15 protein-coding genes are annotated in these 15924 nt (G+C 70.3%); 6 read left to right on the top strand and 9 right to left on the bottom strand.

Going from position 1 to position 15924, the window contains the following annotated elements; all coding sequences use genetic code 11:
* Positions 1-2: 2 nt before the first annotated feature.
* The gene (locus tag FV223_RS06860; RefSeq protein ID WP_147726095.1) at positions 3-317 is read left to right on the top strand and encodes a hypothetical protein; all 315 of its coding nucleotides are present in this window, start codon (positions 3-5) and stop codon (positions 315-317) included.
* On the opposite strand, the gene FV223_RS06855 is transcribed toward FV223_RS06860, so the two are convergent.
* Together FV223_RS06855 and FV223_RS06850 are read right to left on the bottom strand one after the other, a co-directional pair.
* Positions 287-538 carry a DUF3297 family protein gene (locus tag FV223_RS06855; protein WP_147726094.1) on the bottom strand — a complete coding sequence of 84 codons (252 nt, stop codon included), beginning with the start codon at positions 536-538 and terminating at the stop codon, positions 287-289. The genes FV223_RS06860 and FV223_RS06855 overlap by 31 nt on opposite strands.
* 53 nt (positions 539-591) lie before the next feature.
* Positions 592-1212 (bottom strand): CatB-related O-acetyltransferase, encoded by a 621-nt coding sequence (locus tag FV223_RS06850; protein ID WP_187276079.1) that lies wholly within the window; start codon positions 1210-1212, stop codon positions 592-594.
* Positions 1213-1266: 54 nt separating this feature from the next.
* Here FV223_RS06850 and FV223_RS06845 point away from each other — a divergent pair, with 54 nt between their 5' ends.
* Both FV223_RS06845 and FV223_RS06840 read left to right on the top strand, forming a co-directional pair.
* Positions 1267-3597: an NADP-dependent malic enzyme gene (locus tag FV223_RS06845; RefSeq protein ID WP_147726093.1), complete on the top strand. Its 2331-nt coding sequence runs from the start codon at positions 1267-1269 to the stop codon at positions 3595-3597.
* 65 nt (positions 3598-3662) lie between these two features.
* Positions 3663-5108 (top strand): acetamidase/formamidase family protein, encoded by a 1446-nt coding sequence (locus FV223_RS06840; RefSeq protein WP_147726097.1) that lies wholly within the window; start codon positions 3663-3665, stop codon positions 5106-5108.
* 42 nt (positions 5109-5150) lie between these two features.
* Here FV223_RS06840 and ppx read toward each other — a convergent pair whose 3' ends face one another.
* From ppx to FV223_RS06820, 4 genes are all read right to left on the bottom strand, one after another.
* The gene (ppx, locus tag FV223_RS06835; RefSeq protein ID WP_246689624.1) at positions 5151-6635 is read right to left on the bottom strand and encodes an exopolyphosphatase; all 1485 of its coding nucleotides are present in this window, start codon (positions 6633-6635) and stop codon (positions 5151-5153) included.
* A gap of 166 nt (positions 6636-6801) precedes the next feature.
* A complete protein-coding gene (locus tag FV223_RS06830) occupies positions 6802-9162 on the bottom strand; it encodes an RNA degradosome polyphosphate kinase (protein ID WP_147726096.1) in 2361 nt (786 codons plus the stop codon).
* A gap of 145 nt (positions 9163-9307) precedes the next feature.
* The gene (locus FV223_RS06825; RefSeq protein WP_147726091.1) at positions 9308-10018 is read right to left on the bottom strand and encodes a hypothetical protein; all 711 of its coding nucleotides are present in this window, start codon (positions 10016-10018) and stop codon (positions 9308-9310) included.
* 47 nt (positions 10019-10065) lie between these two features.
* Positions 10066-11157, bottom strand: coding sequence for an AI-2E family transporter (locus tag FV223_RS06820; RefSeq protein ID WP_147726090.1), 1092 nt, complete (start codon positions 11155-11157; stop codon positions 10066-10068).
* 181 nt (positions 11158-11338) lie between these two features.
* Between FV223_RS06820 and purM the strand changes: the two genes are divergently transcribed.
* A complete protein-coding gene (gene purM, locus FV223_RS06815) occupies positions 11339-12406 on the top strand; it encodes a phosphoribosylformylglycinamidine cyclo-ligase (protein ID WP_147726089.1) in 1068 nt (355 codons plus the stop codon).
* Positions 12406-13062, top strand: a complete 657-nt coding sequence (gene purN, locus FV223_RS06810; RefSeq protein WP_147726088.1) for a phosphoribosylglycinamide formyltransferase — start codon at positions 12406-12408, stop codon at positions 13060-13062. The genes purM and purN overlap by 1 nt, the downstream gene beginning before the upstream one ends.
* A gap of 55 nt (positions 13063-13117) precedes the next feature.
* Here purN and FV223_RS06805 read toward each other — a convergent pair whose 3' ends face one another.
* Both FV223_RS06805 and ndk read right to left on the bottom strand, forming a co-directional pair.
* A complete protein-coding gene (locus FV223_RS06805) occupies positions 13118-13480 on the bottom strand; it encodes a hypothetical protein (RefSeq protein WP_147726087.1) in 363 nt (120 codons plus the stop codon).
* A gap of 178 nt (positions 13481-13658) precedes the next feature.
* Entirely contained in the window at positions 13659-14081 is a 423-nt protein-coding gene (gene ndk / locus FV223_RS06800) for a nucleoside-diphosphate kinase (protein ID WP_147726086.1), read from the bottom strand.
* 230 nt (positions 14082-14311) lie between these two features.
* Between ndk and FV223_RS06795 the strand changes: the two genes are divergently transcribed.
* Positions 14312-14818 carry a DUF2147 domain-containing protein gene (locus FV223_RS06795; RefSeq protein ID WP_147726085.1) on the top strand — a complete coding sequence of 169 codons (507 nt, stop codon included), beginning with the start codon at positions 14312-14314 and terminating at the stop codon, positions 14816-14818.
* 64 nt (positions 14819-14882) lie between these two features.
* Here the strand turns inward: FV223_RS06795 and FV223_RS06790 are convergent, their stop codons facing one another.
* Positions 14883-15518: a glutathione S-transferase N-terminal domain-containing protein gene (locus tag FV223_RS06790; RefSeq protein WP_147726084.1), complete on the bottom strand. Its 636-nt coding sequence runs from the start codon at positions 15516-15518 to the stop codon at positions 14883-14885.
* Positions 15519-15924 lie beyond the last annotated feature (406 nt).

Genomic DNA, 15924 nt, shown 5'->3' with positions numbered 1-15924 from the left:
CCCTGCCCCCGGCCGCGGCGCTCGCGCACGCGGCGCGGCTTCTCGCCGAGCACGGTTTCCGGGTGACCGCGCGCAACGAGCGCGGCGACAGCCTGTACCTCCAACGCGCGGGATGCGGCTTCGCCCTGCGGCTCTCGAACCACGCCCGGACGACCAAGCAGCGGCAACGCCGCACCGACGTGCTGGCGAGCCTCGTGGTCCGGGATGCGCGCAGCCCGGAGCAGGTCGCGGCCCTGGTCGCGGGTACCCTGCGCGATTTCGACCTGGCGCGCGGCCGGCGCGAGGCTCAGGCTTCGGGTGCGGCGTCGCGGAAGTAGGGCTCGACCGTGCCCTTGAGCTTCACCGTCATCGGGTTGCCGGCGCGGTCCAGGGTCTTGCCGGCGCTGAGGCGGACCCAGCCCTCGCTGACGCAATATTCCTCGACGTTGGTCTTCTCGACGCCCTTGAAGCGGATGCCGATGCCGCGCTCCAGAATGGTTTCGTCGTAGAACGGGCTGTTCGGGTTCACGGCGAGGCGGTCGGGGGGCGTCTGGGACATCGGTCGGACCTTCGGGCGGGCGCTCAAGTGCGATCGGCCCGCGCGTAAGGGATTCAGGCAGGCGGTGCAACGGCGCGGGCGGCGGCGATCAGCTCGGGGATGCGCCCGCTCTGCAGCAGCGGCACCAGCGTCGCCACCGCCGCATGCGGCAGGTCCCACCAGGCGCAGGCGACGAGGTCCGCCACCGTCGCCTCGTCGAAGCGGGTGCGCACGACCCGGGCCGGGTTGCCGGCGACGATTGCGTAGGGCGGCACGTCGCGCGTGACCACGGCGTGCGCCGCCACCACCGCGCCGTGCCCGACCGTCACCCCGGACAGGATAAGGCAGCCCGAGCCGAGCCAGACGTCGTGCCCGATCGACACGTCCCCGCGCGAGGCGTGGTACCCGGCCGGCGCGTCCGCCTCCGGCCACAGCCCGCGCATCGCGGCGAAGGGATAGGTCGAAGCCCAGTCGAGGCGATGGTCGCCGCCGAGCAGGATCTCGACCTTGTCGGCGATGGAACAATAGCGGCCGATCGTCAGCCTCCGCCCGGATTCGGCGAATCGCACCTTCGGGCGACCGTACGAATAGGCACCGATGGAGAATCCGTGGGCGCGCACCAGCTTTTCCAGGTGGATCCGCGTCTCGTTGTTCGGGTTGCGCCCGCTGCGCAGCCGGTGCAACAGGGCCTTCATGCGAGGGCGTTCGGCGCCACACGACGTACGCGCCTGATCGAGGGAGAATGGGCCATGGGCGACAACATGTCCGAGGATCTCAAGTCAGGGGCTCTCGTCTATCACCGCCTCCCGCGCCCCGGAAAGCTCGAGATCCAGGCGACCAAGCCGCTCGGCAACCAGCGCGACCTGGCGCTGGCCTACTCGCCCGGCGTCGCCGCCGCCTGCGAGGCGATCGCGGCCGACCCGCAGGAGGCCGCGACCCTCACCATCCGCCAGAACCTCGTCGCCGTGCTTACCAACGGCACCGCCGTGCTCGGCCTCGGCAACATCGGCCCGCTCGCCTCGAAGCCGGTGATGGAGGGCAAGGCGGTCCTGTTCAAGAAGTTCGCCGGCATCGACGTGTTCGACATCGAGGTCGACCAGCTCGACGTCGCCAAGCTCGTCGACGTGGTGTGCTCGCTGGAGCCGACCTTCGGCGGCATCAACCTGGAGGACATCAAGGCGCCGGAATGCTTCGAGGTCGAGGAGCAGTGCCGCGCCCGGATGAACATCCCGGTCTTCCACGACGACCAGCACGGCACCGCGATCATCGTGGCGGCGGCCGTGCTCAACGCGCTCGAGCTCGCCGGCAAGCAGCTGTCGGACGTCCGCATCGTCACCTCGGGCGCCGGCGCGGCGGCCCTGGCCTGCCTCAACCTGCTGGTCTCGCTCGGAGCGACCCGCGAGAACATCACGGTCACCGACATCAAGGGCGTGGTCTACAAGGGCCGCACCGAGCTGATGGACCGGTGGAAGGACGTCTACGCCCAGGAGACCGAGGCGCGGACGCTGGCCGAGGTCATCCCCGGCGCCGACGTGTTCATCGGCCTCTCGGCCGGCGGCGTGCTCAAGCCCGAATACCTCGAGAAGATGGCCGAGAAGCCGCTGATCATGGCGCTGGCCAACCCCTATCCCGAGATCATGCCCGACCTGGCGCAGGAGAAGCGCCCCGACGCGATGATCTGCACCGGGCGCTCGGACTTCCCGAACCAGGTCAACAACGTCCTGTGCTTCCCCTACATTTTCCGCGGCGCGCTCGACGTCGGCGCGCGCAGCATCAACGAGGAGATGAAGAAGGCGGCGGTGAAGGCCATCGCCGCGCTCGCCCGCGAGACCCCCTCCGACGTGGTGGCCCGTGCCTATGGCGGCGAGGCCCGACCGTTCGGGCCGCGCTCGCTGATCCCGAGCCCGTTCGACCCGCGGCTGATCCTGCGCATCGCGCCGGCCGTCGCCCAGGCGGCGATGGATTCCGGCGTCGCCGGCCGCCCGGTCGAGAACATCGCGGCCTACGCCGAATCCCTCGATCGGTTCGTCCACCGCTCCGGCTTCATCATGAAGCCGCTGTTCTCCAAGGCGAAGGAGAATCCCAAGCGCGTGATCTACGCCGAGGGCGAGGACGAGCGCGTGCTGCGCGCGGTCCAGGCCATCGTCGAGGACGGCGTCGCCAAGCCGATCCTCGTCGGCCGCCCGCGGGTGGTCGAGACCCGGCTCAAGCGCTTCGGCCTTTCGATCCAGGAGGGCCGCGACTTCGAGCTGATCGATCCCGAGGACGATCCGCGCTACCGCTCCTACGTCCAGACCTACCTCGACATCGCCGGGCGCCGCGGCATCACGCCGGATGCGGCCCGCACGCTGGTGCGCACCAACACCACGATCATCGGCGCCATCGCCGTGCGCCGCGGCGAGGCCGACGCGCTGATCTGCGGGCTCGAAGGCCGGTTCGAGACGCGCCTGCGCATCATCCGCGACATCATCGGGCTGTCGCCCGGCGTGACGCAATGCGCCGCGATGAGCCTGATCGTCACGAAGAAGGGCGCCTACTTCCTCGCCGACACGCATGTGCGCCAGGATCCGAGCGCGGAGGAGATCGCCGAGCTCGCCGTCGCCTGCGCCGGGCACGTCACGCGCTTCGGCATCACCCCGAAGATCGCGCTGCTCAGCCATTCCGACTTCGGCCAGTCCGACACGCCCTCGGCGATGAAGATGCGGGCAGCTCTGGGCCTGATCAACGACCGTGCGCCCGAGCTTCAGGTCGACGGCGAGATGCAGGCCGATTCCGCGCTGTCCGAGATCGTCCGCGATCGGGTGCTGCCGGGCTCGCGCCTGAAGGGCGCGGCCAACGTGCTGATCTTCCCGAACCTGGACGCGGCCAACATCGCCTACCAGTTCGCCAAGGTGCTCGCCGACGCCCTCCCGGTCGGCCCGCTGCTGATCGGCCCGGCCAAGCCCGCCCACATCCTGACGCCGTCGGTCACGGCGCGCGGCATCGTCAACGTGACGACCGCGGCGGTGGTCGAGGCCCAGGCGGGCGGCGGCCAGATGCTCGACTCGGCCGAGCCCGGCGCGGGCATGCTGTCGGAGTAGCGGCCCGGGACTCTGGCCGTGTCCTTGCATTTCCCGATCCGAGTGGGATGCTGGGGGTCGAGACGATGTGCCAGGGCGACGATCCGAACTGCGCGGCGTTCGCAGAGCACCGCCGCCGCTTCCTCGGCGATCTCGCGCCCGAGCGACGCGCCTTCCTGAAGAGCGGCTTCGTCGCCACGGGCGGCGCTGCCGCGCTCGCGGCCGGCGGCTTGTCCCTGGTCACGCCCGCGCTCGCCCAGACCAGCGCGGCGGGCGGACCGCGGCAGGCGACGCACCAGGTGCTTCCGGCCAACGCCGACACGGTGCACTGGGGCTACTTCAGCAAGAACCTGAAGCCGCAGGTCGAGATCGCGTCGGGCGACTTCGTCACGATCGAGACCCTCACGCACCAAGCCAGCGACGATGCCGAGCGGATGATCCAGGGCGATCCGGGTGCCGAGAGCGTCTATCTGTGGACCAAGGACAAGAAGGGCGTCGCGCGGCGCGGGGCGGGCCCGGAGGATGCCAAGCTCGGGCCGGGCGGCGGTCTCGGCGTCCACATCTGCACCGGCCCGGTGGCGATCCGCGGAGCCGAGCCGGGCGACGTGCTGGAGGTCCGCATCCTCGACGTCGCGCCGCGGCCCTGCGCCAACCCGAAGTTCAAGGGCCTGGCGTTCGGAAGCAACGCCGCCGCCTGGTGGGGCTACCACTACAAGGACCTCATCACCGGCGACCGGCCGCGCGAGGTGGTGACGATCTACGAGGTCGACGCCACCGGCACGCGCGACTGGGCGAAGGCGGTCTACAGCTTCCGCTGGCCCGGCGTGACCGACCCGAACGGGATCGCGCACCCGACGATCGACTATCCGGGGCTGCTGGTCGATCACACCAAGACCGAGCGCAACTTCGACGTCCTGAAGGGCATCCGCGTGCCGATCCGCCCCCATTTCGGGACGATGGGCCTGGCGCCGGCCGAAGCCGACATGGTGAACTCGATCCCGCCGAGCTACACCGGCGGCAACATCGACAACTGGCGCATCGGCAAGGGGGCGACGATGTACTATCCGGTCGCCGTGCCGGGTGCGCTGTTCTCGGTCGGCGATCCGCATGCCAGCCAGGGCGATTCGGAACTCTGCGGCACCGCGATCGAGTGCTCGCTCACCGGCACGTTCCAGTTCGTGCTGCACAAGAAGCAGGACCTGCCCGGCACCGCGCTCGAGAGCCTCGACTTCCCGATGATCGAGACGCGCGACGAGTGGGTCCTCTCGGGCTTCAGCTATCCGAACTACCTCAAGGACCTCGGGCCGGCCGCGCAGGACGCGATCTTCCAGAAGTCCTCGATCGACCTCGCGATGCGCGACGCCTTCCGCAAGATGCGGCAGTTCCTGATGCACGCGAAGGGACTGACCGAGGACGAGGCGATCTCGCTGATGTCGATCGCGGTTGATTTCGGCATCACGCAGGTGGTCGACGGCAACTGGGGCGTCCACGCCATCGTGAAGAAGGCGATCTTCGCCGAGCGAACGGCTTGAGCCCCGACCGGAGCGCCACGCTCCGGTCCCGTACCCGGATTGTCACCCGACGCGGACGCGCCCTTCCAGGCCGGCGATGCGGGCGAGGCCCCGGACGCGGTTGAGCAGGCGGTCGCCGTTCAGCGCGTCCCATTCGGGCGGCAGGCTCAGGACGACGCGGCCGTCCTCGATGCTGAGCGGCATGCGGCGGAGCGCGCCTTCCATGCCGGCGGTCATCGGGAAGGCGACGCGCAGCAGCGCGCCGATGAGGCGGGCGCGCTCGAACAGGCGCGGGCCTGCGAGCGCCCGCAGCATCGGGTTCGCCTTCTCAGGGGCGACGCCCTCGTGGCGGAAGTAGATCGCCAGGGCGAGGAAGCCGCGGCCGGGATGGTCGATGCCGACGAAGGCCGCGTTCTGGATGATCGCGATGCTCTGCTCGCCGCGGTAGTCGGGATGCGCCCGCCAGCCGATGTCGGACAGGAGGCAGGCGGCGTGGCGCAGCCGGCGCTCGTCGGCGGTCTCCGGCCCGTCCAGCGCCGCCACGAACCGATCGGTCCAGGCGATCAGCTCGTCGGCGTGGCGCGGCGAACGCGCGCGCAGCTGATTCAGCTCGGCGCAGGAGGCGAGCAGCGGATCGAGCGCCCGGGTCTCGCGGTCGACCTGCTCGTAGAGCAGGCCCTCGCGCACGCCGGAGGCCGAGATCGCGACCTCGCGCGGGCGGCCGACGCGGATGATCTCCTCCAGCACCACCGCGCCGTAGGCCAGGAGCGGTCGCCGCGCCTCGGAGATCGCCTCGACGTCCTGCAGCGTCGCGGCGTCGGATTGCTCGACGACCTGGAGGAAGCTCAGCTCGTCCGTCGGCTCGACGCTGTAGCCGTGCATCACGTGGACGGGATATTGCCGCGCGGCCTGGTGCAGGCGGGCGAGCGCCCGCCAGGTGCCGCCGACCGCGTAGAAGGTGCGGCCGCGCAGGGTCTCGAGCTGCGGCGCGGCCTTCTTCATGTGCTCGCGCACGATCTTGCCGGCCTTCTTCAGCGAGCCGCCGGAGAGGTCCTGCAGCGCGAGGCCGCCGAGCGGCATCGTCACGCCCTGCCCGACCACGGCGCCGCGCACGTCGACGAGTTCCAGCGAGCCGCCGCCGAGGTCGCCGACGACGCCGTCCGGCGCATGGAAGCCCGAGACCACGCCGAGCGCCGACAGCTCGGCCTCGCGCCGCCCCGACAACAGCTCGATGCGCGTGCCGCAGGCCGCCTCGGCGGCCTCGAGGAAGGCGGGCCCGTTGGAGGCGTCGCGGGCCGCGGCGGTGGCGAGCACGAACAGGCGCGAAACCCGCATGGTCTCGCACAGCACCCGGAAGCGGGCGAGCGCGGCGAGCGCCCGGCGCACCGCCTCGTCGTTGAGGCGGCCGGTGGTGAGGACGTTGCGGCCGAGCCCGCACAGGACCTTCTCGTTGTAGAGCGGCGTCGGGGCCCGGCTCAGGCCGTCATAGGCGACGAGGCGGACCGAGTTCGAGCCGATGTCGATGATCGCGACGGGCGCGTTGACCAAGGCCGGCTCCCGGTCCGCGGAATGGGCGAGCGTAAGGTTGGCGCGATGGGGACCCAAGCAACGACCTCGCTGTATGATACCGATCGGCTCGTCGAACGCACGTCTGGATGACCCGGCGGCGCGATCCGCACCGCCCGATCCGTGTATCCGGCCGGGGGCCGGACGATCAGCCCCGCTGCGCGCGACGGCTGAGAGCCCGCGGGCTCGACTTCTTCGACGACTTGCCGCGACCGGACAGGCTCGGGTTCGTCATGAAGTACTTGTGCGCGTTGAACGGTTCCTCGCCCTCGGCGGGGTGGATGCGCTCGGCGCCGCCCGATGCCAGTACACGCCAGCTCTGGCGGTTGTCGAGAAGGTTGGCCAGCATGATCTGGTCGAGAACCTGTTGATGGACCGTCGGGTTGCTGATCGGCAGCAGCGACTCGACGCGGCGGTCCAGGTTGCGGCTCATCAGGTCGGCCGAGGAGATGTAGACCGTCGCCTTCGGGTGCGGCAGCCCGACGCCGTTGCCGAAGGCGTAGATGCGCCCGTGCTCGAGGAAGCGCCCGACGATCGACTTCACGCGGATCGTCTCGGACAGGCCCGGCACGCCCGGCCGCAGGCAGCAGATGCCGCGGACCACGCAGTCGATCTGCACGCCCTCCTGCGAGGCATCGTAGAGCGCGTCGATGATCTGCGCGTCGACCAGCGAGTTGCACTTGATCCAGATCGCGGCCGGCCGGCCCGCCCTGGCGTGGGCCGCCTCCGCCTCGATGTCGGCCAGCAGCCGCGCCTTGGCGGTCAGGGGCGAGACCGACATCCGCTCCAGCTGCGCCGGCTCGGCGTAGCCGGTGATGAAGTTGAAGATCCGCGAGACGTCGCGCGCCACCGCCGGGTCGGCGGTGAAGAACGACAGGTCGGTGTAGATGCGGGCGGTGATCGGGTGATAGTTGCCGGTGCCGACGTGGCAGTAGGTCACGAGCTTGTCGCCCTCGCGCCGCACCACCATCGACAGCTTGGCGTGGGTCTTCAGCTCGACGAAGCCGAACACCACCTGCGCGCCGGCCTTCTCGAGGTTGCGCGCCCAGCGGATGTTGGCCTCCTCGTCGAAGCGCGCCTTCAGCTCGACCAGCGCGGTGACCGACTTGCCGAGCTCGGCGGCCTCGGCGAGCGCCGCGACGATCGGCGAGTTCGACGAGGTGCGGTAGAGCGTCTGCTTGATCGCGACGACGTTCGGGTCGCGTGCGGCCTGGGCCAGGAACTGCACCACCGAATCGAACGATTCGTAAGGGTGGTGGACGCAGAAATCCTTCTGGCGGATCGCCGCGAACACGTCACCGCCGCTCTCGCGGATGCGCTCGGGGAAGCGCGGATTGTACGGCTTGAACTTGAGGTCGGGCCGGTCGATCCCGACGATCTGCGACAGCTCGTTGAGCGCCAGCATGCCCTCGACGATGAACACCGCGTCCGCGCCGATCTCGAGCTCGTCGCAGACGAAGCTGCGCAGGTCCTCCGGCATGCCGGACTCGACCTCGAGGCGGATGACGATGCCGCGGCGGCGCTGCTTCAGCGCGGTCTCGAAATGCAGGACGAGGTCCTCCGCCTCCTCCTCGATCTCGAGGTCCGAATCCCGGATCACCCGGAAGGCGCCCTGCCCCTTCACCAGGTAGCCCGGGAACAGGCGCCCGGTGAACAGCACGATCACCTGCTCGATGGCGATGAAGCGCGCGACCGTGTCGTCCTCGATCGGCGGAAGCCGCACGAAGCGGTCGAGCACGCCCGGCATGCGGATCAGCGCGCGCAGCACGCGGCCGTCGCGCGGACGCATCAGCATCAGCGCGATGGTGGTGCCGAGGTTCGGGATGAACGGGAACGGGTGGGCCGGGTCGATCGCCAGCGGCGTCAGCACCGGGAAGACGTGGTTGAGGAAGTACTCCTCCAGCCACGCGGCGTGCTCCGGGCGCAGCGCGTCGGGCTCGACCAGGGCGACGACGCCGTCGAGCTCCTCGCGCAGCTCGCGCCAGCGCGCCTGCTGGTCCTCCGCGAGCTTCGACACGCCGGTGCCGATGCGCGCGAGCTGCTCGGACGGCGACAGCCCGTCCTGCGACGGCAGCGTCAGCCCGGCGCGGACCTGATCGTGCAGGCCGGCGACGCGGACCATGAAGAACTCGTCGAGGTTGTTGGCCGAGATCGAGAGGAAGCGCAGCTTCTCCAGCCGCGGATGCGACGGGTTCGCGGCCTCTTCAAGGACGCGCCGGTTGAACTGCAGCCACGACAGCTCGCGGTTGACGAAGCGCTCCGGCGAAAGCCGCAGGGCGCGGCCGGCCTCGAGGATCGTCTCGCGCGCGGCCTTGTCGTCGTCGGCCGCCGGCGGCTCGGGGATCTCGGCGGTGGTCGGCCACTCGTCGCCGGCGGCCTCGGATGCTGAGGGACGGCGCGAGGTCCGTGCGGATGCCGCCGCCCGGCGCGGCGCGCGCTTCGGCGCCGCGTCGTCTCCGGCTTCGGTGACGTCGTCCGCACGATCGAGGGCGTCCACGTTCGATTCGATGTCCGACAACCCTGCCACTCCTCACCTGCCGCCTGTCGCGGCGTCCCTAACATGGGTGCTCTGCCGGAATGCGACACTGCCGTGACGGTCGGCGACGGGCGAGCCCGTTCCTCGGCGATGGCCGGCGGCGTCCGACCGATCGCGATCAGTCGTCCTCGTCGTCGCCGCCATCCGCGATCCCGAGGCGTTCGAGGACGGCGAGCGCCAGCGGCCGCGTGATGCGGCGGCCGCGGCCGAGGGCGTCGCGGTCGAGCTCGGTCACCACCTCGCGGGCGCGCCCGAGGGAGCGGTCGATGCGCAGGGCGACGGCGTCGATCACCCGAAGATCGACCACGAGCTGCCGATCGACGAACAGCTTGACGATGACGGCGCGCAGCAGCGCGTCGTCGGGCTCGCGGATCGCGACGCCCGGCGCCAGCCTCAGGCGCGAGCGCAGGTCGGCCACCGTCAGGCCGATCTGGTCGATCACCGCGCCGCTGGTCAGCAGCACCGGGCATTTTCGCTCGCGGGCGAGGTTGAGCAGGTGGAACAGGGCGGCCTCGTCGCGGCCCGGGCGGTCGATGTCCTCGATCACCAGGGCGCCGTTCGAGATGCAGTGGGTCACGGTCTCCGCCGTGACCTCGGCCGCCGGCACGGTCCAGGCATGGGCCCGCGTCGCCCAGATCGAGGCGAGATGGCTCTTGCCGCTGCCCGGCGGGCCGGTGAGCACGAGCACGGTGTCCGGCCAATCGGGCCAGGCCTCGATCGACGCGTAGGCGGCCTCGTTGGCCGTGCCGACCAGGAAATCCTCGCGGCCGTAGCGCGGATCGAGCGGCAGGTCGAAGGCCAGTTGCTTCGGGGGGACGTTCTCGCGCATGCGGCGCCCAGGGTGACCGTGCCGGCCCGACAGTCAAGCGCCAAGGCTCAAGGCCGCGGCACCTCGATCAGCACCGGCTGCTCGGCGTGGTAGAGCCGGCTCTGCAGGTAGCGCGACAGGGCGAAGCGCACGACGACGCCGATCGAGGCCGCAACCGGCACTGCGAGCAGCAGCCCGAGGAAGCCGAACAGCGAGCCGAAGGCGAGCAGCGCGAACATCAGCCAGACCGGATGCAGGCCGACGGATTCGCCGACGAGTTTGGGCGCGATCACGTTGCCCTCGAGGAACTGCCCGACGAGGAACACGCCCACCGTCAGCCCGAGATGCAGCCAGTCCGAGCCCGGCCAGAACTGCACCAGCGCGACGCCGACCGAGAGCAGGAAGCCGGTGAGCGTGCCGACATACGGGATGAAGGTGAGGAAGCCGGCGATCAGCCCGATCAGCACGCCGAAGTTCAGCCCGACGAGCCAGAGGCCGACCGCGTAGAAGGTGCCGAGGATCAGGCAGACCAGCGTCTGGCCGCGGACGAAGCCGATGATCGCGCGATCGATCTGCGCGGCGAGCCGGCGCACCGTCGTGCGGTGGCGCGGCGGCACCCAGGTGTCGAGCGTCGCGATCATCCGGTCCCAGTCGACGAGGATGTAGAACGCGACCACCGGCGTCACCACCAGCAGCGAGATCACCGAGATCACGGCCTGCGAGCCGGACCAGATCGACTTGAGGAAGGCGAGCAGCCACGCGCCGCCCTGCGTCGCGAGGGTCCCGACGGAGGATTGCAGCTCGTTGACCACGTCGGCGCCGCCGAGCCGCTGCAGCACCGGGCCGGCCCGCTCGGCGATGATGCCCTGCAGCCGCCCGATCATGCCGGGCAGGCTGTTGATCAGCGCCGCGACCTGGTTGGCGGCGAGCGGCACCAGGATCAGCAGCGACACGATCAGGCCGGCGACGAACATCGCCAGGATCAGCAGGCTCGCCGTCAGCCGACCGAGGCCGAGGCGCTCGAGCCGGTCGGCCAGCGGATCGAGCAGGTAGGCGAGCGCGATGCCGGCCACGAAGGGCAGCATCACCTCCCGCAGCAGGTAGACCACGATGCCGAGGCCGACGAGCGCCGCCAGACCGATCACAGCCCTGCCGCGCATCGACGCCCTCCCCTGCGAACTCGCGTGGGACAGTGGGAAGGCGGTTCCGAACGGTCAAGGCTGCCGCCGGTGCCTGCCCTGCCGTGGAGCGGCCGCGGCGCGTCATTTTCTTGTGGCCTGACGGGTTCGGTCGGCGCGAATCTCAGCTAAAGCAGCCCCGGACCACAGGAACGGGACGCCGATGACGGCCGAGACCACGAACGGGCTGACCTACGCGCATGCGGGCGTCGACATCGATGCCGGCAACGCGATGGTCGAGACCATCAAGCCGCTGGTGCGCGCCACGCGCCGGCCCGGCGCCGACGCCGAGATCGGCGGGTTCGGCGGCCTGTTCGACCTCAAGGCCGCGGGCTTCAAGGACGCGATCCTGGTAGCCGCCAACGACGGCGTCGGCACCAAGGTGAAGATCGCGATCGAGACCGGTCGGCACGACACGATCGGCATCGACCTCGTGGCGATGTGCGTCAATGACATCATCGTCCAGGGCGCCGAGCCGCTGTTCTTCCTCGACTACTACGCCACCGGCAAGCTCGTGCCGGGCGTCGGCGCCGACATCGTCCGCGGCATCGCCGAGGGCTGCCGCCAGGCCGGCTGCGCCCTGATCGGCGGCGAGACCGCCGAGATGCCGGGCCTCTACGACGGCGCAGACTACGACCTCGCCGGGTTCTCGGTCGGCGCGGCCGAGCGCGGCACCCTGCTGCCGAAGCCCGGCATCCGCGCCGGCGACGCGGTGCTCGGCCTGCCCTCTTCCGGCGTGCACTCGAACGGCTTCTCGCTGGTCCGCCGCATCGTCGCGCGCACCGGCCTGGCCTGGGACGCGGCCGCGCCGTTCGCCACCGGAAGGACGCTGGGCGAGGCGTTGCTGGAGCCGACGCGGATCTACGTGAAGCCGCTGCTCGCGGTGCTGAAGGCGACCGACGGGATCAAGGCGCTCGCCCACATCACCGGCGGCGGCTTCCCGGACAACCTGCCCCGCGTCCTGCCCGACTACGTCGGCATCACGATCGACCTCGACGCGGTCCGCCCGCCGCCGGTCTTCGGTTGGCTCGCGCGGGAGGGCGGCGTCGCCGAGGCCGAGATGCTGCGCACCTTCAACTGCGGCATCGGCATGGTGCTGGTGGTCGCCGAGGACCACGCCGAGGCGGTGATTCGGGCCCTCGCCGAGGCCGGCGAGGCACCGGTGCGGCTCGGGGCGATCACCGCCCGCGGCCCGGAGCCCGTCGCGTTCACCGGCCGCCTCGCGCTCTGATGGCGGCGAAGCCCAGAACGCGCGTCGCGATCCTGATCTCGGGCCGCGGCTCGAACATGGTGTCGCTGATCGAGGCGGCGAAGGCGCCGGATTACCCGGCCGAGATCGTGCTGGTGCTCTCGAACCGGCCGGAGGCCGGCGGCCTCGCCCATGCGCGTTCCGTCGGCATCCCGGCGCACGCGATCGACCACACCACGTTCTCGGACCGCGCGACCTTCGACGCCGCGCTCGACGTAGAGCTGCGCGCGGCCGGCATCGAGCTGGTGTGCCTCGCCGGCTTCATGCGGATCTTCTCGGCGGGCTTCGCCGAGGCCTGGGCCGGGCGGATGATCAACATCCACCCGTCCCTGCTGCCGCTGTTCAAGGGCACGCACACCCACGCGCAGGCGCTCGCCGCCGGCGTCCGCCTCCACGGCTGCACGGTGCATTACGTGGTGCCGGAACTCGATGCCGGCCCGATCGTGGCGCAGGCGGCGGTCCCGGTGCGTTCGGGCGACGATCCCGACAGCCTCGCGGCGCGGGTGATCGTGCAGGAGCACAGGCTCTACCCGGCAGCGCTCGCGCTGGTGGCGGGGGGGCGTGCCCGGTTGGAGGGCGAGCGCGTCGTGATCGACGACGATCGCGGCGCGGCCGACGCGGCCCTGCTGAGCCTGTAGCGTTCCGCGCCTTCCCTCCCCCGCAGAAGGGAGAGGGAAGGCCTCGTACTTGTTTCTAGACCGGCCGCTGCAGCTTGCACGAATCCAGTGCGTTCAGCGCCTTGGCGCGGGCGGAATCGTTGAAATAGCCGGTGGCGCGGTAGGCCTCGATCTCGGACTCGTCGAGCGAGCGCATGGTCTGCTTCGCGTAGCAGCCGCAGGGGCGCTCCAGCGAGGCTTCCGGCGCGTTGGTGATGCGGGCCTGGACCACGGCGCAGGCGTGGCGCACGCGGCCTTCGAGGTTGGCCTTCGGCACCGTGCGCAGCGCCGGGTCGGGCTGGTACTGATCGAACGGCGCGGAGGACCCGCTGGCGAGGGCGGCGGTCGCGGCGAGCGAGAGCAGGCCGGCGGCGATCAGGGACAGGCGGCGGGTCGTCATGGCAGGTCCATTGGCGAGATCTGGAAATCCGACGCCGTTGGACTCTCTGGCCGCCTGCTTCGTCAATGACGGTGCGGCCACACCGCCCTCCATTCCGGGCGATGTGGCGTTCTACCGAGCCGAAGGCGTCCCCGGTGTGTTCCGGCGACCACCCTCGGGCACGTGGTTCCCGCGTTCCTCAGCCGACGATGTCGGAATCCTGGAAGAACTGCGCGATTTCCATCTTGGCGTTGTCGGCACTGTCGGAGCCGTGGACGGTGTTCTCGCCGACCGATTCCGAGAAGGTCTTGCGGATGGTGCCCTCGGCGGCCTGGGCCGGGTTCGTCGCACCCATCACCTCACGGTACTTCGCGACGGCGTTCTCGCCCTCAAGCACCTGAACCACCACCGGGCCCGAGGTCATGAAGGTCACGAGCTCGCCGAAGAACGGGCGCTCCTTGTGGATCTCGTAGAACTTCTCGGCCTGGGCCTGGCTCATCTGGATGCGGCGCTGGCCGACGATCCGCAGGCCCGCCTTCTCGATGACCGCGTTGACGGCGCCGGTGAGGTTCCGCTTGGTCGCGTCGGGCTTGAGGATGGAGAAGGTGCGCTCGGTGGCCATGGTCAGTCCGCTTCGGATGAAAATAAAAAACGCCAGCAAGCGCGTCGCGAAAAACGCTTTGGCGCCGGGCTTATAGCGAGGGCGCCGGACACCCTCAACCCGAGCCTGCCCGATGCTTGGCCATGGCAACGCTGCAACACTGCCGAAAAATCGCCCGAATGCGGTGGCTGAGTGATCTCACGAACTCCACCCGCCCCGCGCCGTCAGGCGCCAGCTTCGGAGCTACCTGCATGCGTCTCGCCCTCGCCGCCACCCTCCTCCTCGCCGGCATCGCCTCGTCCCACGCCCAGTCGAGCAAGGATCCCTCCGGCACTTGGCTGACCGAGGACGGCCGCGCGAAGATCCGCATCGACCGCTGCGGCGCCGGCCAGGCTCAGGTCTGCGGCAAGGTGGTGTGGCTCAAGGTCGCCACCACGGAAGCCGGCGCGCCGCGCACCGACATCAAGAACCCCGATCCGAAGAAGCGCTCGCGCCCCGTACTCGGCCTGCCGCTGATCGAGGGCCTGCAGCCGGACGAGGCGAAGTTCTCCGGCAGCATCTACAACATCGAGGAAGGCAAGATCTATCAGGTCAGCCTCGAGCGCGAGAACGCCTCGGAGCTGTCGGTCTCGGGCTGCCTGCTCAAGGTGCTGTGCGGCTCGCAGACCTGGACCAGGGTGCCGGACGTGAACCAGCAGGCCGCGAATGTCGGCGCCGAGCCGGCGCCGCAGAAGCCGGCCAAGCCCGCCGCCAAGTAGGCGGGACCACTCCCCTGCGGACGCCGTCGATGGCGGCGTCCGATCAGCATGCCGGCGCGCCCGATCAGATCGCGGAGAGGCCTCTCTGCACGGCGGGCCGTGCCAGGACCCGGTCGAGCCACGCCTTCACGTTCGGCAGCGCCCCGAGGTCGACGCCCTGCTTGCCGGTGAACTTCGCCCACGGCACCGTCGCCATGTCGGCGATGGAGTAGTCCCCGGCGAGGTACTCGCGATCCGCCAGCCGCCTGTCGAGCACGCCGTAGAGCCGGTTGGTCTCGGCGGTGAACCGCTCGATCGCGTAGGGGATCTTCTCCTTCGCGTAGATCTTGAAATGGTGGGTCTGGCCGAGCATCGGCCCGAAGCCGGCGCATTGCCAGAACAGCCACTCGTCGACCGCGACGCGCGCCCGCTCGTCGGCCGGATAGAAGCGGCCGGTCTTGCGCCCGAGGTATTGCAGGATCGCGCCGGATTCGAAGATCGAGACCGGCTCGCCGCCCGGCCCGTCGTGATCGACGATCGCCGGGATCTTGTTGTTGGGCGAGATTTCGAGGAACGCGGGCGCCATCTGCTCGCCTTTGGCGATATCGACCGGGACGACCCGATACGGCAAGCCGCACTCCTCCAGCATGATCGGGATCTTCCAGCCGTTCGGCGTGCTCCAGGTGTGGAGATCGATCGGTTTGCCGGTCACGGCCGCCATCGCTTGCCTTCGCTCTCAACGGATCGGCCGGCCGTCACGACGGGCCCCGTCTGCCGACGGTAGCTACCTCGGAACTCGGCGCGTACTCAAGGGCGCCCGATCACCGCTCACGTTTTCGAGAGATCACCGGGTCGCCTGTTGCCGCTCGGTCGTTCGGCCTTGTCCTCGGCCAAGCTTGGCGATGTGGTGGGGCGAGGTAGCGCACGTCGCGATTCGACGTGCCGCCCCGGAGGGTCCGCCGTCATGTTCGCCCGTTTCCTCGCGATCGCCGCCTTCGCCGTTCCGCTGGCCCTCGCACAGCCGGTCCTGGCCAAGGATCCGCCCGCGGCCAAGCCGCCCGCGCCCCCGCTGGCCGGGGGGGGATGCTTGGCCAGTACGGGCTGTGCGAGGGCCTGCGGAACGGCGA

This window comes from Methylobacterium sp. WL116 (assembly GCF_008039455.1).
Lineage (GTDB): Bacteria > Pseudomonadota > Alphaproteobacteria > Rhizobiales > Beijerinckiaceae > Methylobacterium.
The sequence above is the reverse complement of the archived record's forward strand: the minus strand, read 5'-3'. Positions and strand labels throughout refer to the sequence as shown.